The 19,174-nt window shown below is 71.4% G+C and carries 16 protein-coding genes and 1 riboswitch; of the genes, 5 read left to right on the top strand and 11 right to left on the bottom strand.

From position 1 onward, the window contains the following. The first annotated feature begins 28 nt into the window (after positions 1-28). Together HLA95_RS10320 and HLA95_RS10315 are read left to right on the top strand one after the other, a co-directional pair. Positions 29-1,204 carry a beta-glucosidase gene (locus HLA95_RS10320; protein WP_222183242.1) on the top strand — a complete coding sequence of 392 codons (1,176 nt, stop codon included), beginning with the start codon at positions 29-31 and terminating at the stop codon, positions 1,202-1,204. Continuing rightward, positions 1,197-3,089, top strand: a complete 1,893-nt coding sequence (locus HLA95_RS10315) for an ABC transporter ATP-binding protein (protein WP_191061788.1) — start codon at positions 1,197-1,199, stop codon at positions 3,087-3,089. Before HLA95_RS10320 ends, HLA95_RS10315 begins: the two co-directional genes overlap by 8 nt. 48 nt (positions 3,090-3,137) lie before the next feature. On the opposite strand, the gene HLA95_RS10310 is transcribed toward HLA95_RS10315, so the two are convergent. The 8 genes from HLA95_RS10310 to HLA95_RS10275 form a co-directional block, all read right to left on the bottom strand. Next, positions 3,138-4,781, bottom strand: coding sequence for a glycosyltransferase family 39 protein (locus HLA95_RS10310; RefSeq protein WP_222183239.1), 1,644 nt, complete (start codon positions 4,779-4,781; stop codon positions 3,138-3,140). Between the two features lie 219 nt (positions 4,782-5,000). Beyond that, on the bottom strand, positions 5,001-5,780 hold the full coding sequence (locus HLA95_RS10305; protein WP_222183237.1) for an ABC transporter ATP-binding protein: 780 nt from the start codon (positions 5,778-5,780) through the stop codon (positions 5,001-5,003). Continuing rightward, positions 5,777-6,757: a FecCD family ABC transporter permease gene (locus HLA95_RS10300; protein WP_191062548.1), complete on the bottom strand. Its 981-nt coding sequence runs from the start codon at positions 6,755-6,757 to the stop codon at positions 5,777-5,779. The genes HLA95_RS10305 and HLA95_RS10300 overlap by 4 nt, the downstream gene beginning before the upstream one ends. Beyond that, a complete protein-coding gene (locus HLA95_RS10295) occupies positions 6,754-7,581 on the bottom strand; it encodes an ABC transporter substrate-binding protein (RefSeq protein WP_222183236.1) in 828 nt (275 codons plus the stop codon). Before HLA95_RS10295 ends, HLA95_RS10300 begins: the two co-directional genes overlap by 4 nt. Then, positions 7,578-9,548 carry a TonB-dependent receptor plug domain-containing protein gene (locus HLA95_RS10290; protein WP_191061209.1) on the bottom strand — a complete coding sequence of 657 codons (1,971 nt, stop codon included), beginning with the start codon at positions 9,546-9,548 and terminating at the stop codon, positions 7,578-7,580. Before HLA95_RS10290 ends, HLA95_RS10295 begins: the two co-directional genes overlap by 4 nt. A 225-nt stretch (positions 9,549-9,773) precedes the next feature. Continuing rightward, a riboswitch (cobalamin riboswitch) is annotated at positions 9,774-9,982 on the bottom strand. A gap of 57 nt (positions 9,983-10,039) precedes the next feature. Beyond that, positions 10,040-10,876: an ABC transporter substrate-binding protein gene (locus tag HLA95_RS10285; protein WP_191061210.1), complete on the bottom strand. Its 837-nt coding sequence runs from the start codon at positions 10,874-10,876 to the stop codon at positions 10,040-10,042. Continuing rightward, on the bottom strand, positions 10,849-11,580 hold the full coding sequence (locus tag HLA95_RS10280; RefSeq protein ID WP_222183235.1) for an ATP-binding cassette domain-containing protein: 732 nt from the start codon (positions 11,578-11,580) through the stop codon (positions 10,849-10,851). Before HLA95_RS10280 ends, HLA95_RS10285 begins: the two co-directional genes overlap by 28 nt. Continuing rightward, positions 11,577-12,272, bottom strand: a complete 696-nt coding sequence (locus tag HLA95_RS10275) for an ABC transporter permease (protein ID WP_191061597.1) — start codon at positions 12,270-12,272, stop codon at positions 11,577-11,579. The genes HLA95_RS10280 and HLA95_RS10275 overlap by 4 nt, the downstream gene beginning before the upstream one ends. Before the next feature lie 55 nt (positions 12,273-12,327). On the opposite strand from HLA95_RS10275, the gene HLA95_RS10270 reads away from it, so the two are divergent. Genes HLA95_RS10270 through mobA form a run of 3 tightly spaced genes read left to right on the top strand, consistent with a single transcriptional unit; the run spans position 12,328 to position 14,847 of the window. Then, positions 12,328-13,338: a substrate-binding domain-containing protein gene (locus HLA95_RS10270; protein ID WP_191061596.1), complete on the top strand. Its 1,011-nt coding sequence runs from the start codon at positions 12,328-12,330 to the stop codon at positions 13,336-13,338. Then, entirely contained in the window at positions 13,335-14,216 is an 882-nt protein-coding gene (locus HLA95_RS10265; protein ID WP_191061595.1) for a formate dehydrogenase accessory sulfurtransferase FdhD, read from the top strand. The genes HLA95_RS10270 and HLA95_RS10265 overlap by 4 nt, the downstream gene beginning before the upstream one ends. Next, the gene (gene mobA / locus HLA95_RS10260) at positions 14,209-14,847 is read left to right on the top strand and encodes a molybdenum cofactor guanylyltransferase MobA (RefSeq protein ID WP_222183234.1); all 639 of its coding nucleotides are present in this window, start codon (positions 14,209-14,211) and stop codon (positions 14,845-14,847) included. Before HLA95_RS10265 ends, mobA begins: the two co-directional genes overlap by 8 nt. On the opposite strand, the gene HLA95_RS10255 is transcribed toward mobA, so the two are convergent. From HLA95_RS10255 to HLA95_RS10245, 3 genes are read right to left on the bottom strand one after another with little or no spacing between them, the layout of a single operon-like run. Further along, positions 14,829-16,079 carry a molybdopterin molybdotransferase MoeA gene (locus tag HLA95_RS10255; protein ID WP_222183233.1) on the bottom strand — a complete coding sequence of 417 codons (1,251 nt, stop codon included), beginning with the start codon at positions 16,077-16,079 and terminating at the stop codon, positions 14,829-14,831. The genes mobA and HLA95_RS10255 overlap by 19 nt on opposite strands. Before the next feature lie 11 nt (positions 16,080-16,090). Further along, positions 16,091-18,079: a molybdopterin biosynthesis protein gene (locus HLA95_RS10250; RefSeq protein WP_222183313.1), complete on the bottom strand. Its 1,989-nt coding sequence runs from the start codon at positions 18,077-18,079 to the stop codon at positions 16,091-16,093. Further along, positions 18,079-19,164, bottom strand: a complete 1,086-nt coding sequence (locus tag HLA95_RS10245; protein ID WP_222183232.1) for a molybdopterin-binding domain-containing protein — start codon at positions 19,162-19,164, stop codon at positions 18,079-18,081. The genes HLA95_RS10250 and HLA95_RS10245 overlap by 1 nt, the downstream gene beginning before the upstream one ends. Between the last annotated feature and the right edge of the window lie 10 nt (positions 19,165-19,174).

The raw sequence follows: 19,174 nt of genomic DNA, 5'->3' as shown, positions 1-19,174 counted from the left end.
ATGGTGCAAACGCGGGGCCTGCTGCCGCATGCAAGACGAACGATTATTTCACAGCTTCCTGATGGGCGGCTTCGAGTGCTCCTGCCATCGCCGGCGTGCCGGTGGCAGGCGCCTCGACCTGATCAAGTCCACCATGCACGACCGGCTGGCCGAGGCGGACTACCGCCAGCTTCGCGAGCTCGGTCTGCACACGGTCCGCGATGGGCTGCGCTGGCACCTGATCGAGGCGAGCCAGGGGGCCTATGACTGGTCGAGCTTCCTGCCCATGCTGCGCGCCGCCCAGCGGGCGGAGGTCCAGGTCATCTGGGATCTGTGCCACTATGGCTGGCCGGACCATCTCGACATCTGGTCGGCGGCCTTCCCGGAGCGTTTCGCCCGCTTCGCCGCCGAGGCCGCGCGCCTGGTGCGCGAGGAGACCGACGCGGTCCCGTTCTATTGCCCCATGAACGAGATCTCGTTCTGGGCCTGGGCCGGCGGCGACGTCGCCAGGATGAACCCGGGCACGCGCGGGCGGGGGGGCGAGCTCAAGCGCCAGCTCGTGCGCGCGGCACTCGCGGCCGTCCGGGCGATCCGCGCCGTCGATCCGCGCGCCCGCTTCGTCTATGCCGAGCCGTCGATCCACGTCACCTCGGCGGCCCTGTCCGGCAAGGCCCACGCCGGTGCCGAGGCCTATAGGCTGGCCCAGTTCGAGGCCTATGACCTGCTTTCTGGCCGGATCGAGCCGGAACTCGGCGGCTCGCCGGACTGCCTCGACATCATCGGGGCGAATTTCTATCCCGAGAACCAGTGGTACTATCGCGGCCGCACGATCCCCTTCGGTCATCATGCCTATCGGCCGTTCCACGCCATGCTGGCCGAGCTGCATGCGCGCTACGGCCGGCCGGTCCTGGTCAGCGAGACCGGTGCGGAAGGCTCGGCCAGGCCTTCATGGCTGCACTATGTCTGCGCCGAGGTGCGCGCCGCCATGGCGCTGGACGTGCCCGTGCTCGGGATCTGCTTCTATCCGATCCTGGACTATCCCGGCTGGGACAATAACCGGCACTGCGACGTGGGCCTGCTGAGCAAGCCCGACAGCCTGGGCCGGCGCATCGTCTGCGAGCCGCTGCGCGACGAGTTCGAGCGCCAGCAGATGACCTTCGGGACGATCACCGCCGCCGTACCGGCCGATCGTCGCGTCCTGGCGCTGGCGGGTGGTGATGACTGACAGCGCCGCACTGCTCCAAGGTACGCGGCCCCGCCTGAAGGCACGCCCGGCCGCGGCCGATCCGCAGGACCTGCCGCAGTTCCTGCGCAGCCCGCAGCCCTTCATCATGCACTACCTGGCGTCCTGGCGCTGGCACTTCATCCTCCTGGCAGCGCTGGTGGTCATCGCCGGCTGCTCGGCCGTAGGCGTGCAGTACGCGATGAAGCTGCTGGTCGACGGGATGGCATCCGGGCCGGGCGACAATGTCGGCCTGGTCTGGACGGCGTTCCTGGTCTTCGTCGGCCTGATCGCCATGGAGAGCCTGCTCTGGCGGGCCAGCGGCTGGCTGGGTTGCCGCGCCACGATCGGGGTCGGGGTCGACATGCGGCTCGACCTGTTCGACCATCTGAGCGGCCAGCCGATGCGGTACTTCACCGAGAACCTGGCCGGCTCGCTCGGCCAGCGGATCACCGCCACGGCAGGCAATTTCGGGGCGCTGTCGAACACGCTGGTCTGGCGCATCACCCCGCCCACCATCGACTTCCTGGGTGCGCTGGTCGTGTTCACCACGATCAACGGCCAGATGGCGCTGGCGCTGGGCCTCTACGTGGTGGCGGTCACGGTCGGCCTGATCCTGTTCGGCGAGCGGGGCCGGCCCCTGCACCAGGCCTTTGCCGGGACCGCGGCCGAGGCGGCCGGCGGCCTCACCGACGTGATCTCCAACATGTGGGCGGTGAAGGCGTTCTCGGCCCGCAAGCGGGAACGCCAGCGCCTGGCCGGCACCTTCGCCGTCGAAGCAGGCCGGCAGCGCCGGAGCTGGATGTTCCTGGAGAAGACCCGGCTGCTCTACGACATCCTGCTGTGGGGGATGATCACCGGCATGCTGTCCTGGGCGCTCTATCTCTGGGGCCAGCAAGCCATCACCACCGGCGACGTCGTCATCGTGAGCATGTTCACCTTCCGCATCCTGCACGGGGTCCGGGACCTGTCGCTCGCCCTGATCGAGATCGGCCAGCATTTCGGCTTCATCGCGGACACGCTGAAGCTGATCGGCCAGCGGCCGACCCTGGTGGACGATCCCGACCATCGGGTGCTGCAGCGGGGCGGGGGCTCGGTCGAGTTCCGCAAGGCCGGCTTCGCCTATGGCGCGCCCGACCGGGACGCGATCCACGAGCTGAGCCTGTTCATCCGGCCGGGCGAGAAGGTCGGGATCGTGGGGCCGTCCGGTGCCGGCAAGTCGACCCTGATCAGCCTGATCCAGCGCCTCTACGACGTCCAGAGCGGCGACGTGCTGATCGACGGCCAGTCGGTCACGAGCATCACCCAGGACAGCCTGCGCGACGCGCTGGCGGTGGTGCCCCAGGAGATCAGCCTGTTCCACCGCTCGGTCATGGAGAACATCCGCTTCGGCCGGCCCGACGCCTCCGACGAGGAGGTGTATGCCGCCGCCCGTGCCGCCTGCTGCGACGGCTTCATCCGCAGCCTGCCCGAAGGCTACCACACGCTGGTCGGCGAGCGCGGCACCAGGCTGTCCGGCGGGCAGCGCCAGCGGATCGGGATCGCCCGGGCCTTTTTGAAGAACGCGCCGATCATCATCCTCGACGAGGCGACCTCGGCCCTCGACACCGAATCCGAGATGGCGATCCAGCACTCCCTGGTCGACCTGATGGAGGAGCGCACGGTCATCGCGGTGGCGCATCGTCTGTCCACCGTCGCGGCGTTCGACCGGGTGCTGGTCATGCAGGACGGCCACATCGTCGAGGAGGGGCCTGCGCACGAGCTGCGCCGCCGCGGCGGCCTGTTCACCCGCATGTGGCGCCTGCAGGCCGAGGGGCTGCCGGTCGATGCCCTGCGGACCGCGGACGCAGGCAGCACCGCCACCCTGCGGGAACGGGCGGCGATCTAGCCGCCCGGCCGGATATGGCGGCCGCCCGGCGGCCGCCATGTCGCCACCCTAGGAAGCCACCTCTTCCGGGCTTAGGACCGGATCGACCCGTTCGTACAGCCTGGCCGCTGCGGCGCCGTTCATGACGAAGCGCTCGAACGGGTAGAGGTGGTGGATCGGATGCTGCTCGAACTCGGCGCGCAGGCGGTAGCGCTCGCCCAGCCGGTCCAGCAGCGGCCGCTTCAGCTCCGGCGGCAGTTCCTCGAAGAACACGCCCTGCTCGACCAGGATGAAGCGCGGGTTCGAATCCAGGATCCGCTGCAGCTCGACCCGGGGCTCGACCCAAGTGCAGCCGTCGCGGCCCGGGAATCGCTGGTTGGGCAGGCCGGTGAAGGCGAACCGGGTCGGGATCTCGGCACCGGTCAGGTAATAGACGATCGGCATGAAGCCCACGACGTAGAGCGCATCGCCCGGGCGCAGGTCCTTCGCGATCTCGGTGGCCGCCTGCCGTGCCGCATCGCCCGCATGGGCCTCGCCCCCGACATAGCGGTCCCGCGCTATGTAGACGGCGTTCACGATCGGGTTCTTGGCGGCCGCGAAGACGCCCAGCACCACGAGGGCCGCCAGGACGGCACGCCGCCCGAAGCCACCGTCCAGCCGCTCCAGGACGCCACGTCCCAGGAGAAAGCCGGTGAGCAGGCCCAGCGGCATCAGGAACTGCAGGAAATAGTGGTCGGACATGAAGCGCAGGAAGAGCTGGCCGATCCCGACCAGGACGATCCAGAGCCACAGGAACAGGATGGCGCGCCGCTCGCCCAGGTCGCGGGCAAGGCGGCCGCCGACGACCAGGACCACGAGGGCCGCGACCCATAGCGGTGCCTGCTCCACCAGGGCACGGAAGCCGGCGTCCCAGGCGATCTCCGGGCCGGTATCGCCATAGAAGCCGCGATGGGTGGTCAGGTTGCCGGCCACCCAGGCGTCCCAGTTCCCGCTGACCGCATAGACCAGCATGATCACGAGGGTCGGCACCGTGGCGGCGAGCCCCAGTGCCGCCAGCGGCAGCCAGGCTTCCCGGATGCGCGCGGGCAGTTGCCGGAGGCCCTGCGTGGTCAGGAGGAAGAAGCCGAACAGATAGGCCAGCATGTCGATGGCGACGACCTGCTTGATCTGCACGCCGACCCCCAGCACCAGGCCCGCCGCGACCATGAGGCCGAGCCGCGGTCGCCCGCCGGTACCGGTCGCCCGCAGGGCGAGCAGCAGGCCCAGCAGGGAGGCGAGGTTCATGAACAGTTCGGCCTGGGCGTTCAGGCCGCCATTGGCCAGCATGAAGACGACATAGCTGAGCCCGGCCATCGTCCCGATGTGGCGGTGCGGGTCGTCGAACAGACGCGGCGCCACCATCCAGAGCAGGAAGGCGCTGAGGCCGACCGCGACGGCAGCGCACAGGCGCATGGCCAGCACCCCGTCCATCGGCAGCGCGCTGATCAGCGCGAACAGGCCGAACAGGCCAACCGGCTTCAGGTCGCAGAGCGCGGTGTAGGGCAGGAAGCCCTGCCGCAGCTTGTCGCCCATCAGCAGGTACATGCTCTCGTCGAAGTTCAGCACCGAGTAGAGCATCGCCGGTAGCCGCAGGACGATCGCCAGGGCGATGAACCCCAGCGCCACCCAGAGCGCGCCTGCCGGTTCAGGCCGCCGTACGGAACCCTCAGTCATTCTTCACCCGAACTCTCCATCCATGCGGTCCTCCGGAACGGGCCGAACGGACGGCTCCACCTCGACCGACGGCTCACCGCTCGCAGGACTGCCCTGCGCGCCGCTCCGGCTCCGTCCTTCTCAGCCCATCCGGCAAGGCGGCGCGAGAGGCTTTCTGGTGCCGAGGCAGCGCCGTACCGGCAGTCCGGCGGTCTCTTCTCGTTCCGTTCCGCCCGTCGCTCAGTCCAGGACCCGCCGCCGCGGCAGGAGATAGGGCCCTTCCGGCAATTGGCCACGTGCCGCCTCGATGCGAAAGACGGTCCTGAGGTTGGGCGCTGCCGTCACCTCGCCAGGGTCGCCCGCCGCCACCACGCGGCCCCGGTCGAGCAGGACGAGGCGGTCGCAGAAGCGCACGGCCGCGGACAGGTCGTGCAGGACCACCAGGACGGTGGTGCCGCTCTGCGCCAGCGACCGCAGCCGCTCCATCACCTCGAGCTGGTGGTAGGGGTCGAGGCCGGCGGTGGGCTCGTCGGCGAGCAGGGTGGCAGGCTGGCCGGCCAGCGCCCGGGCCAGGAGGACGCGCGCCCGCTCGCCGCCGGACAGCGTGTCGACCGCGCGTGCCGCCAGGCCCGTGCAGTCCGTGGCGGCCAGAGCCTCTTCGACCGCCGCACGGTCCGCCGGCCCAGGCCCGTTCCAGCCCTGGCGGTGCGGCAGGCGGCCGAGCATCACCAGGTCGGCGACGCTGAGCCGCCAGTGGACGGTGTCGGCCTGGGGCAGATAGGCGAGCTGCCGGGCGCGCACCTGGGCCGGCCAGTCGGCGAGCGCACGGCCGTCCAGCCTGACCTGGCCCTGCTGCGGCCTGACCAAGCCCGCCAGGCAGCGCATCAGCGTGGTCTTGCCCGCCCCGTTCGGGCCGATCAGGCCGGTCAGCCCGCCTGGCCCGAACGTGGCGCTCACCTCGTCCAGCAGCCGGCGGCCGCCGCGCAGGAAGGTCAGCCGGTCGGCGAGCAGCCGGCTCACGGCGCGGTCCTCGCGGCGCGCAACACCAGGAAGAAGAAGAACGGTGTGCCGATGAGCGCGGTCACCACGCCCAGCTTCAGCTCCTGGCCCGGCGTGACCAGCCGCACCAGGAGGTCGCTCGCCAGCATCAGGCAGGCGCCTCCCAGCGCGCTCAACGGCAGCAGCCGGGCCGGCCGATGGCCGACCAGCGGGCGAAGCAGATGCGGCACCACCAGGCCGACGAAGCCGACCACTCCGGTGACAGCGGTGGCCGCCCCCACCGCCAGAGCGACGCCGGCCAGCAGGACCAGGCGGAGCCGGGCCAGGTCGAAGCCCAGACTGGCCGCGGCATCCTCGTCCAGACTCAGCGCGTCCAGCGCCCGGCCGGTGGTCAGGAGGCACAGCCAGCCGGTCACCGTGAAGGGCAGGGCCAGCCAGACATGGTCGAAGCTGCGGTCGGCCAGCGAGCCCATCAGCCAGAAGGTGATCTCGGTCGCGGCGAACGGGTTGGGCGAAAGGTTCAGGGCGAGCGAGGTCAAAGCACTCGCGAAGCTGCTGACCGCCACGCCCGCCAGAATCAGGCCGAGCGTGGCGGTGCCAGCCAGGGCCTGCACCAGCAAGACGCCCAGCATGGCACCCAGGATCCCGGACACCGGCATGGCCAGCGGCAGGAGGGTGGCGAGGCCGGAATAGAAGGCCAGCACCGCGCCGAAGGCGGCGGACGCGGACACGCCCACGATGCCGGGCTCGGCTAAGGGGTTGCGCAGATAGCCCTGTAGGGCGGCACCGGCCAGGCCGAGGCTGGCCCCGGTCATCGCCCCCAGCAGGGCCCGGGGCAGCCGGATCTCGACCAGGATCAGCCGGAGCGGCCCGTCCGGGTCGGCCAGCAGGCCTTGCAGGAACGCCAGGGCCGGCGTGGCCGGCCCCAGCAGCAGCGAGCCCGAGAACAGCAGGGCCAGCAGCAGGACGAGGCCCGCTCCCAGGGCCCGGTCGCTCACCGCAGCCGGTCCCGTGCCCGGGCGAGCAGGGCCACGGCGTCGGCCGTCTGCGGCAGGCCGCAGGTCCAGAGCGCCTCGGGCACCCGGACTCGCCGCCGATCCGGCAAAGCGGTGCGCAGGGCCGGGTGGTCGAGCAGGGCTTGGCCCAGCGAGGGTGCGTTGCCCGGCATGGTCCCGCTCACCACCAGGTCGGGTGCCGCCAGCAGCACGGTCTCGAGCGGCAGCCGGCCATAGGCGTCGATCCCATAGGACACCGCCAGATTGTCCAGCCCGGCATGGCGGAGCAGGTCGCCGGCGAGCGTGGCCGGGCCCTCCGTCCAGCCGTTCGCCTGGAACAGGACGGCGCGTGCCCGCGGGGGGGCAGGCGGCGGCACCGCCGCCAGGGCCGCATCGAGTTCCGCCACCATGGCCCGGCCACGCGCGGGCTCGCCCAGGAGGTCCGCCACGTCCAGGATCTGCGCCCTGGTCTCGGCCAGGCTCGTCACGGGCGGCAGCGCCACCACGCGCCGGCCGAGCCGCGCCAGCAATGCCGTCGTGGCGCGGTCCGTGAAGGTGCTGGTCAGCACCAGGTCCGGGTCCAGCGCCAGGATCTCCTCGGCCTGGCGGTGGTTCAGGTGCAGGCCCCGCGCCTGGTCCGCCAGCGCCGACATGGCCGGGTCGGCCGCGAGATAGCTCACCGAGGCGATCCGCTCGCGCCTGGCCAGCAGCAGCACGAGCTGGTCGCTGCACAGGTTGAACGACACGATCCGCCTGGGCGGCCCCGCTTCGGTGGGGACCGGCGCCAGCAGGAGCGCCAGGAGGCCCATGAGGGCAGGGCGGATCACGTCGCCCCGCCCCCTAAGCTGACGCGCATGCCGGCATAGAAGGCGATGCCCGGGGCGCTGTAGCTGAACACTTCCTCGTAGCTTTCGTCGAACAGGTTCTCGACCCGGCCGTAGAGCTCGACCCGGTCGGTCAGCGCATAGGCGCCGAACAGGTCGACCAGGGTGTAGGAATCCAGCTCGACCGTGGTTCCGGGCGTGGTGCTGACGAACTCGCTGTCGGTCTGGCGGCCGTTATACTGGATCCCGATGCCGAGCTGGGCGCGGCCGTCCAGGAAGCGCTGGCTCGCCTGGAGGCTGCCGACATGGCGCGGCCGGCGGACCTCCCGTGCGCCGTCCGGATCCTCGGCATCGGTATAGGTGTAGGCCGCGCGCAGGCTGCCGCCGGCCCACGGCTCCGCCGTCAGCGCCAGCTCGACACCCTGGCGGCGGCTGCGGCCATCCTGGTTGACCACCGTGCTGAGGAAGGTGACCGGGTCGAACGCGGTGACGATCTCGTCCTCCAGGTCGGTGTGGAAAAAAGTGAGATCCGCCACCAGCCGCCCGCCGAGGAACGGCTGCTCGATGCCGACGTCGAAGCCTTCGGACTTTTCCGGCTTCAGGTCCGGGTTGCCGACGAAGCTGTCGGGAAAGAAGCCGAACTGCTCATAGAAGGTCGGGTTGGTGACTCCGGTGCCGTAGCTGCCGTGCAGCCGGGTCCCGATCGTGGGGACCAGATAGGCCGCGGTCAGCCGCCAAGTGGTCGCGTCGTCGAACCCGCTGTTCCAGTCCTGGCGAACCGCACCAGACAGGAACAGTTGCTGCCAGAGGCCCAGCCGGTATTCGCCCACCAGGCCGGTCTGGTCGCGATGCCGCTTCTGGTTCTCCGGCGCATCCGGTGTGGCGCCCATGTTCTCGAAGGTCTCGCGGGCGTGCTCGGCCAGCAGGATCAGGTCGTGGGTGGCCTCCGCGAAGCCGGGCGTCTCGAAGCGGTAGCTGCTCTGGTAGTCGAACCGGGTGCGCCGGCCGTCATTGCCGCCGGTCCGCTGGCCGTCGATATAGTAGCGGTAATCGATCTCGGTGAGGTTGGCGCCCAGCGTGTGGCGCCAGGCACCTTCCAGGAGGTCGAGCGTCGCCTGGGCACGGCCGGTGAACTGGCTGGTCCTGGTCTCTTCGTCGCCGTCGATCACCAGCCCGTTCGTCGGCGTGGGCGGGAAGGCGAAGTCCTGCGGGTCGGTGTCGGTGCGCGTGTCCGCGTGGCGGCCGGTCAGCGCCAGCTCGAGATTCTCGACCGGGCGGTAGCGGAGATTGCCCTGGAGGGTGAGGTTGCCGGCACCGTCCTTCTCGCCGCCCTCGCGCGCGATGTTGAAGCCCTCAGTGGTGAGCCCGGACACAGCCAGCGCCCCGTCGATCCGGTCGCTGCCGCCGGAGAGGCGGGCATTGCCGAGCGCCGTGGCGAACGAGCCTGTCTCGCCGGACAGGCTGGCCTGCCAGCCCTTCGTCCCCTTGCGCGTCACGATGTTGACGACGCCACCGATCGCATCGGCACCCCAGAGCGCGCTCTGCGGGCCGCGCAGCACCTCGATCCGCTCGATGTCACCGGCCAGCAGGGAGCCGAAGTCGAACTCGCCGCTGACCGGGTCGCCCGCCTCCACCCCGTCGATGATCACCACGGTCTGGTTGGCTTCCGCCCCGCGGATCCGGACCTGGGTGGGCGTGCCGATCCCGCCGGACCGGCTGACCGCCACGCCCGGCACGTCGCGCAGGATGTCGGCCACCAGCACGGTCTGGCGCTCCGCCAGCTCCTCGGCGGTGATGACGGTGACGCTGCTGCCGACCTGCTCGGCCGGCACGGCGATGCGGCTGGCGCTCACCACCACGCTCGGCAGGGTGAGGGGCGACTCTTGTGCCATGACCGGTGCCTGGCCCAGGACCAGGGTGAGAACGGACGCGGCACCGGCCAGGCGTGCTGCGTCGGATACGATGACCATGAAGCAATTCCCTCGATCGGGACGAACCGAGGGCATGGGCGACCAAGCGGCGAAGCGGGCCATCCATGCCGGTGGATGGCCGTCCGAGGGCGGCTGCGCGCTGCGGGCGATGCCCGCGGCAATGATGACCTTGTCCATGCGCTGCACGGATTCCCGCCCTCGATACGACCAGCGCATCGCCGCGAACGGGTACCCGTCCCACACCCGCCACCCGCAGGCATGGATCAAGCGACACTACCGTCGGCAGGTCTCCTGGCTCACGGGTCGTGGCCGACCCCCGGCCTTCCCGGTCGCCCAGTGGCCATGGAAAGGAGATCGGCTCGCCGCGCACAGTTACGGGGGTAGCCAGGGCTCGCGATCAGCCGCTGCTTCGGCCAATGCTCCCTGTTCCCTCTTGCCTCCCCTTCCGGGGAACCGTCGGCGGGCCGGACGATAGGCAGAGGCGGAGGGTTCAGCAACATCGAAGAGCCAGAAGCCAGCGGGCATCGCCCTCACTGCGAGATCTGGGTTGCCCCCGCGTTCGGGAAGAAGAGCTGCTGGCCGTCGATCCGGTAGTCGCCGATCGCCTGCTGCCCTTCGTCCGAGACCAGCCAGTCGATGAAGGCCTGGCCTTCCGTCGCCTGCACGTCCGGGTGCTTCTCGGGGTTCACCAGCATGACGCCGTACTGGTTGAACAGGCGCCGGTCGCCCTCGACCAGGATCGCGAGCTCACCCCGGTTCTTGAAGGACAGCCAGGTGCCGCGGTCGGAGAGCACGTAGGCGTTGGACGCCGAGGCCATGTTGAGGGCCGGCCCCATGCCCTGGCCGATCTCCCGGTACCAGTCGCCGCCGGCATCCGCGATGTCGATGCCGGCCGCCTGCCAGTAGCGCAGCTCGGCGGCATGGGTGCCCGAGCGGTCGCCGCGCGAGATGAAGGGCTGCTCCGTGGCCGCGATCCGCTGCAGGGCCTGGAGGATGTCGCTGCCGGCGGCTTTCGCCGGGTCGCTCTTGGGGCCGGCGATGACGAAGTCGTTGTACATGACCTCCACCCGGTTCACGCCATGCCCTTCGGCGACGAACTTCTCCTCCGCCGCCCGGTCGTGGACGAACACCACGTCGGCATCGCCGCGCCGGCCGACATCGAGTGCCTGCCCGGTGCCGAGGGCCACCACCCTGACCTCGATGCCGGTCCTCCCGGTGAAGCGCGGCAGGAGATGGCCGAACAGGCCGGACTGCTCGGTGGAGGTCGTGGACGCGACGGTGATCGACGACGCGGCCGGGGTGAGAGTCGGAGCCATTCCCAGCAGGGCCACGCCGATGGCTAGGAGGCTGCGGCGAAGCACTGCCATGGCATTTCCGCCTTCAGGAAGGCCCGGGCCTCGGGAGTCCTGGGCATGGTGAGGATCTGGCCGGTGGCGCCGTGCTCGACGACGCGGCCCTGGCAGAGCACCAGCACGTCGCGGGCAAGCCGGGCGACCTGGCCGATATTGTGCGACACCAGCACGATCTTGGTGCCCGCCTTGGCCATGGAATGGACCAGGCATTCGATCGCCTCGGTCGCACCGGGGTCGAGGCTCGCCGTCGGCTCGTCCAGCAGCAGGAGCTCAGGGTCGGTCACCCAGACCCGGGCCAGCGCCAGCCGCTGCTGCTCGCCGCCGGACAGCTTCTGCGCCGAATCGTCGGCCCGGTCCGCCAGCCCAACCCGTGCCAGGGCGGTGGCGACGCGGCGCTCCGCTTCCGCGCGGGGCAGGCGGAGCGGGAGGAGGGCCAGCGCGATGTTGCGCGCCACGCTCGCCCGGATCAGGCCCGGCCGCTGGAAGACGAAGCTGCGCCGGATGCTCTCGGGCGGCCGCGGGCCGAACCGGACCGTGCCGCTGTCCGGCTGCAGCAGCCCGTCGATCATGCGCAGGGTGACGCTCTTGCCGGCCCCGTTCGGGCCGATGATGGCGGTGATGCCAGGGGAGGTGATGGTCGCGTCGAGGCCGGCCAGCACGGTCCGGCCGTTCGGCCGAAAGCACAGGCCCCGCAGGACGATCTGCAGCCCGGCCGTCATGGGTAGAGCCGCATGGTGTAGGCGCGCATCGCCGAGGCCGTCCCGTTGACCACGAGCACGATGGCGATCAGCAGGATGCCCAATGCTATGGCGAGCGGCAGGTCGCCCTTCTGGGTTTCCAGCGAGATCGCCGTGGTCATGGTGCGGGTGTAGCCGTCGATATTGCCGCCCACGACCAGCACCGCACCCACCTCGGAGATGGCGCGGCCGAAGGCGGCCAGCACCGCCACCACCAGCGAGAAGCGGAGGTGGAAGACCAGCACCCGGATGCGCTGCCAGACATCGAGCCGCAGCGAGCGGAGCTGCTCGTCGAGCTCGCGATGGGCATCCTCCACGATCTGCCGGGTGAGTGCCGCCAGCAGCGGGATCGCCAGCACGGTCTGCGCCACGATCATGGCGCCTGGGCTGAACAGCAGGCCGAGAGCGCCCAGCGGGCCCGAGCGCGACAGGAGGAGGTAGACGATCAGCCCGACCAGCACGGGCGGCAGGCCCATGAACGCATTGACCACCGCGACCACCAGCGGCCGCCCCGGGAAGGTGACGATCGCGAGCAGGGCGCCCAGTGGGATGGCGACGAGCGAACCCAGCAGCACCGCCGACAGGCTCACGCGCAGCGACAGCCACGCGATGGCCATGACGTCATGGTCCAGCGCGCCGAGCATGGAGAAGGCGTCGCCGAGGCTTTGCAACATGGTCCAGGCAGATGATAGCGAGACGGGTGCCACTTCAATAGGAAAGCGGTTGCATATGCGCGTGGCCCTGACGCTGGCAGGACAGATCGAGCTGGGCGGGCGGCAGATCGGCCTCGGGCCCACCATGGCGCTGCTGGAGGGAATCGCCACTGACCAGTCGGTGCGGGGCGCTGCTTTGCGGCTGGGCCTGTCCTACCGCTCGGCCTGGGGGCGGCTGGCGGAACTCGAGGCGGCACTCGGGCAGCCGGTCGCGGTGAAGACCAAGGGGCATGGCAGCATGCTCACCCCGCTGGGCACCGCACTGCGCGATGCGCTGGCGGCCGCATTCAGCCGGTCGGCGGGGCTCCTGGCGGAAGAGGAGCGGGCACTGCAGCTCCGGCTGACCGCACTGACGGAGGAGCGGCGGCCAAGTGTGTTACTGGCAGTAAGCCATGACCCGCTGCTGCTGGACATCCTGACGGAGCTGGACGGGGTCGAGGTGGCGGTGGCCGGGAGCCTGGAGGCCGCGCGCCGGCTCCTGGCCGGCAGCGTCGATGCTGCTGGCTTCCATGGCGGCGGGGTGGAGCTGCCGGAAACCGGGCCGCTGGCGCAGCTCCGTGCCGAGCCGACGCTCTCCGTCATCCCGCTGTTCCGGCGGGAGCAGGGGCTGATCCTGGCGGCCGGCAATCCGCTCGGCATCCAGGCCATCGGCGATCTGGCGCGGGCCGGGCTGCGCTTCGTCAACCGCCAGAAGGATTCGGGCACGCGCCTGTGGCTGGACCGGCTGCTCGCCCGGGCCGGCGTGTCGCCTGCGGCGATCCAGGGCTATGAGGTGGAGGAGTTCACCCACCAGGCGGTGGCGGCCCTGGTCGCCTCCGGTGCGGCCGACGCCGGCATGGGTGCCAGGGCCAGTGCGGAGCGCTTCGGCCTGGACTTCCTGCCGCTCGGCGAGGAAACCTATTTCCTGGCTGTCCACCACTCGGTTCCTGCACCGCTGGTGGGGCAGATTACAGAAGCGGCCCGGGAGCGGTCGCAGCACAGCCTGGGCTATGCGCCTGCCGAGGGGCAGGCCGGACGGAGCCGATGATCAAGGACAATCCCGACCTGCTGGTCCGCCCCGATCCCGCGGACCGGCGGCTCACCCAGCAAGTCGTCGGGGTGAACGAGTGCGGCGAGCAGGTGGACGCGAGGGTACCGGTCGAGCGGGCGCTCACGCTCTACCTGAACGCCCAGGAGATCGTCACGATGATGACGATCAACGACTACCCGGAATATCTGGCGCTCGGCTACCTGCTCAACCAGAACATGCTGAAGCCCGCGGACCGGGTGACCGCGGTCGACTATGACGAGGACCTGGAGGTCGTGGTCGTCCGGACTGAGACGCAGACCAATTTCGAGGACAAGCTGCGCAAGCGCACCCAGACCAGCGGCTGCGCGCAGGGCACGGCCTTCGGCGACCTGATGGAGGCGCTGGACGGGATCGAGCTGCCGAAGACCCGGCTGCGGACCTCCTGGCTCTACCGGCTGACCCACGCGATCAACACGACACCGTCCCTCTACCTGGAGGCCGGCGCCATCCATGGCTGCGTGCTGGCGAAAGAAGACCGGCCGCTGGTCTACATGGAGGATGTCGGCCGGCACAACGCGGTGGACAAGATCGCCGGCTGGATGTTCCGGCACGGGCAAAGCGGGGCGGACAAGATCTTCTACACGACCGGCCGGCTGACCTCGGAGATGGTGATCAAGACCGTGCGCATGGGCATCCCGATCCTGGTCTCGCGCTCCGGCTTCACCGCCTGGGGGGTGGAGCTGGCCAGGCGGACCGGCCTGACCCTGATCGGCCGGGCGCGCGGCAAGCGCTTTTTGGCGCTCTCGGGCGAGGACCGGATCCTGTTCGACCAGGACTTGGCCTATGTCGAAGGACTCTCGGCCAAGGGCCGGCGCGGGGAGGGCGGCGATGACTGAGGCCGCAGCGCCCGCGACCCTGGGCGTCATCCTGGCGGGCGGCCTGGCCCGGCGCATGGGTGGCGGCGACAAGCCGCTGGCCCTGCTGGGCGGCCGGCCGCTGCTGGACCATGTCATCGAGCGGCTGCGGCCGCAGTGCCGTGAACTGATCCTGAACGCGAACGGCGACCCGGCGCGGTTCGCCGCCACCGGCCTGCCGGTGGTCCCGGACGATCTGCCGGGCTTTCCCGGACCGCTCGCCGGCATCCTGGCGGCCCTGGACTGGGCGGTGGAGCGGCGGCCGGACGTCGGCTGGATCGTCAGCGTCGCCGGCGATTCGCCCTTCCTGCCGGCGGACTATGTCGAGCGGCTGCACGCGGCGCGCAGCCTGGCCGGGATGCCGCTCGCCTGCGCCCGCACCGATGGGCGGACCCATCCCGTGAACGGGCTGTGGCCGGTGGCGCTGCGCCACGATCTGCGCCGCGCCCTGGTCGAGGAGGACATGCGCAAGATCGACCGCTGGACGGCGCGCCATGGGGTTGCCCCCGCAGACTGGCCGAGTGAGCCGGTCGACCCGTTCTTCAACGTGAACACGCCAGACGAGCTGGCAGCGGCGGAGCGGCTGCTCGGCGGTCAGGACAGGACCCCGTAGGGCAGGAAGCCGACCCGGTCGCCCGGTGCTGCCGCGGTGACCTCCTCCGGCAGGACCACGAGGCCATCGGTCGCGGTGAGCGAGGTGATCACGCCGGCACCGTCCTGCGGATGCTTCAGCGCCAGGACCGCGCCGTCCTGCTCGGCCAGGCGCACCCGTACGAACTCCCGCCGGCCGGCCTTCTTGCGGTGGCTGAACCCGCAGGTCACCGGGACCGGCAGCGGCGGCTGATGGCTCTCGCCGCTAAGCCGCGCGATCAGCGGGCGGGCCAGGAAGCTGAAGGTCACGAAGGCCGCCACCGGGTTGCCGGGCAAGCCGATGAACGGCGTCCCCCGCACGACCCCCATGGCGACCGGCCGGCCCGGCTTGATGCCGACCCGCCAGAAGGTGAGCGCGCCATCCTGCTCGACCGCGGCCTTCACATGGTCCTCGTCGCCGGCGGACACGCCGCCCGAGGTCAGGAGCAGGTCGTGCCCGCCTGCCGCCCCGGCCAGGGCATGGCCTACCGCCTGTCGGGTGTCCGGCAGGATGCCCAGGTCGGTGACGATGCAGCCGGCCCGGCGGAGCAGGACGCCCAGCATGAAGCGGTTGGCGTCATAGAGCCTGGCCGGGGCCAGAGGCTGTCCCGGCGCCACCACCTCGTTGCCGGTCGAGAATAGCGCCACGCGCAGCCTTTGCCGGACCTGGACGGCGGGAAGGCCGAGTGCGGCCAGCAGCCCCACCTCCCGCGCGCTCAGCCGCCGTCCGGCGGGCAGGGCGTTCCCGCCTTTCGGCAAGTCCTCGCCGGCCAGCCGCCGGTTGGCACCGCGCGCCAGCCCCTGGGGCAGGCTGGCCAGGCCATCCTCGACCCGGACATCCTCCTGCATGAAGACCGTGTCGGCACCGGCCGGCAGCGGAGCGCCGGTGAAGATGCGCACCGCCTGGCCCGCGGTCGCGAGTCCCTCGGGCGCCGCACCGGCGGCGACCCGCCCGGCGACCGGCAGGCGGCTGTCCCCTTCGGCACTCAGGTCGTCATGACGCACCGCGTAGCCATCGACCGCGGAGTTGTCGAACGGCGGCAGGTCGACGGTGGCGACCACGTCCTCGGCCAGGACCCGCCCATCGGCTTCCTCCAGCGGGACCAGCTCCGTCCCGGTGACGGTCTCCACCCGCCCGGTCATCAGCCGCACCGCCTCTTCCAGGCGCATCAGCTCGCCGCCGAAGGCGAAGCAGTCGTTGGTGAGCTGTGCCATCGGCGTTCCCGCTACCGGCCGGAGGTGAGGACTGGCGCCGGCACGGCGCGGCGGAAGCCCAGCCGGCCGAGCTCGGCGCCGAACTCGGCATCGTCGAGGGCGGTCAGGAAGGCCTGCACGGCCGGGCGGTCCCGCCGCTCCGACACCAGCGCGAAGTCGTAATGCTCCTCCGCGAGCGGGATGAAGCCAAGCCCCTGCGCTTCAGCGACCGGGGCGATGGCGACCCCCCAGTCGGCCCGGCCCTGGGCCACCGCGGCGGCCACCGCATGGTGCGAACGCGGCTGGTTCCAGTAGCCGGCCGGCCTCTGCCCACGCAGCAGCCGGTCGATCAGGATCCGGGTACCCGCACCCTGGTTGCGGTTGACCATGATGCAGCCGGGATCCGCCAGTGCTGCCGCCACGGCCGCTTCCGGTTCCTGCCCGGCAAAGCGCCGGTCGCCCTTGCGGAACAGGACACCCTGCATGCGCCGCCAGCCTTCGACCAGCTCCAGCCCGGGCGTCAGGTAGGGCGCGTTGTAGCGCCCGGTCTTCGGGTCCATCAGGTGGATGGGCGCCAGGTCGCACTCGCCGCGCCCGGCCGCCGCCAGCCCGCCCAGGCTGCCGACCGCCATCAGCCGGACCGTCTGGCCGGCTTCGGCGAGCCTGGTGACCAGCGCATCCAGCCCGATGCAGTGGCTGCCGATGACCACCAGCTCCGGGATGCGGAGTTGCGGGGAGAACAGCGTCACCTCGGCCACCGTCCCGGCCGGTACGCTTTCGGCCAGCGCATCCACCGCGATGAAGCCGTCCGCCTGGGAGAAGGTGGTGACCGAGCCCGAGCCCTTGCCCACCGGGTAGGCCAGCAGGCCGTCGCCGTGCTCGACCAGCGACACCATCACGAACTCGGTCCGGCCAAGCTCGGAAGCGAGTCGGACCGGGACCGTCGCCGGCAGGCGGGCCTCGCCCCGCGGCGGCAGGCCGGCCAGGCGGCGCAGCACCGGGGCTACGATGTCGTGGAAGGTGAACATCGCCGAGGTGGGAAAGCCTGGCAGGACGATCACCGGCTTGCCCGCGCAGACTGCCAGGCAGAGTGGCTTGCCGGGCTTGAGCGCCACACCATGGGCGACGATGCCGGGCGGGCCGAGATCGGCGATCAGCCGGTAGGTCAGGTCGCCCGCACCCTTGGAGGTGCCGCCCGACAGGATGACCATGTCGCACTCGGCAAAGGCCCGGCCGATGGATTCCCGCAGTGCCGCTTCCTGGTCGGGGACGGCGCCGTAGCTGACGGCCGTGCCGCCGTTCTCCTCGACCGCCGCCGCGATCATCGGGCCGTTGCTGTCGTAGATGGCGGCCGGGCGCAGTGGGTTGCCCGGGCTGGTCAGTTCGTCGCCGGTGGAAAGCACCCCCACGCGCGGGCGCCGAAACACCGTGACCTCGTCTCGTCCCGCAGCCGCCAGCATCCCGATCTCGCGCGCACCGATCACCGTGCCTGGGCGCAGCAGCGTCTCGCCCTGCACGATGTCCGAGCCGGCAAAGGCGAGGAACTGGCCGGGACTGGCGGCGCGCTGCACCAGGATCGCAGCGTCGTCGTCCCCGGCCGGCTCGGTGTGCTCGATCATCACCACCGCATCCGCACCGCGCGGGATCGGCCCGCCGGTGGCGATCGGGGTGGCGGTGCCGGGCTGGACGGCCAGGCGCGGGGCGATCCCGCAGGCGATGACCTCCCGGTTCAGCCGCAGGACCACCGGCGTGCTCTCGCCAGCCGCGGCGAGATCGCTGGCGCGCACGGCAAAGCCGTCGACCAGGGCGCGGTCGAATGGGGGCACGTCGATGGCGGCATGGATGGGCGCCGCCGCCACCCGCCCCCGTGCGTCGGCGAGGGTGACCCGTTCGGTGCCGAGCGGCCCCGGCGGCAGCGCTGCCTCGAAGCGCCGGATGGCTTCGGCGCGCGGCAGGACGGTGAGGAACTGTTCCTGCTGCGCCGCTGCTCCCAGCAGGGCATGGGGGTTGACTGCCTGCATCACGCGAACATGGGGAATGGCTGGACCTCGATGATGGTGCCTGAGGCCATGCCTTCGCTCTCCGGCGGCAGGGCCAGCCAGGCATCGGCGGAAGCGATGGCGGGCAGGGAGAGTGAAGCGGTCGCCAGCGGCTCCAGGCCGGCCTCGTGCCTGCGCAGCAGCACGATGTCGGTGAAGCCGACCGTGGAGGTGATCCTGCGGGCCAGGGGGAGGGGCGGCATGGCAGGTGCGGGCGTGGCCTCGTGCAGCAGGTCCAGGCAGGGCCGGGCGAACACCAGCATCAGCGCCAGGGCCGCCTCCAGCCGGTCGGGTACCAGCAGCACCGGCCGGCCGCCGGCATGGCCGGAGCCCCCAGCTTCGCCCGGGCGCAGCGCCAGGCCAGAGACGACCAGCTCCCCCCCTTCGGCCAGGGCCGCGGGCGCAGGATCGGCCGGATCCAGGCCGCTGCCGCCGAGCACCACGACCAGGTCCGCGTCCGGCCGGGCGAGTGCCCGCACCAGATCCGGCCGGCTGCCGAACGGGGCGGACAGTTCGACCTGTGCCCCCGCGGCTTCGAGCAGGGAAGTGACCAGCAGGCGAGCCGCATCGTCATGGGCCTGCGCAGGGAGGAGGCGGACCGTGGCGCGCCGGACGGCGCATTGCCGGACCCCGGCGGCAGCGCCGATGGCCAGGTCGAGCGGGCGCAGGCGCTGCCCGGCGGGGCGGAGGGTGGCGCCCTGGCTGGCATCCTCACCGGGGCGGCGGGCGTGCTCGCCGGGGATCACGGCCTGGGCGGCCTGGGCGAAGCCGCCATGGAGCACCACGGCATCGGGCGGCAGCACCGCATCCGTCCCGGCCGGCAGGAAGCCGCCGGCGACGACGCGCTCCGGGACGTCCGCAAGGAAGGCGGGGTTATAGGCGGAGGCGCCCACCGTGTCGGCCGCAGCCACCGCGTAGCCACCGCGCAGCGCCACCGCGCTGGGCGGCAGTGCGGCCGGGGCCGTCAGCGGTTCGGCCAGGACCATGCCGGTCGCGTCGGCGAGGGCGACGCGCCGGGCCGGCAGGAGCCGCAGCGGGGCCAGCCAGCGCGCGAGCGCATCGGGCACTGGAACCAGC

It is taken from the genome of Geminicoccus harenae (assembly GCF_019800005.1).
Classification (GTDB): domain Bacteria; phylum Pseudomonadota; class Alphaproteobacteria; order Geminicoccales; family Geminicoccaceae; genus Geminicoccus; species Geminicoccus harenae.
Note: the sequence above shows the minus strand (reverse complement) of the source record. Positions and strands in the feature narration are given on the sequence as shown.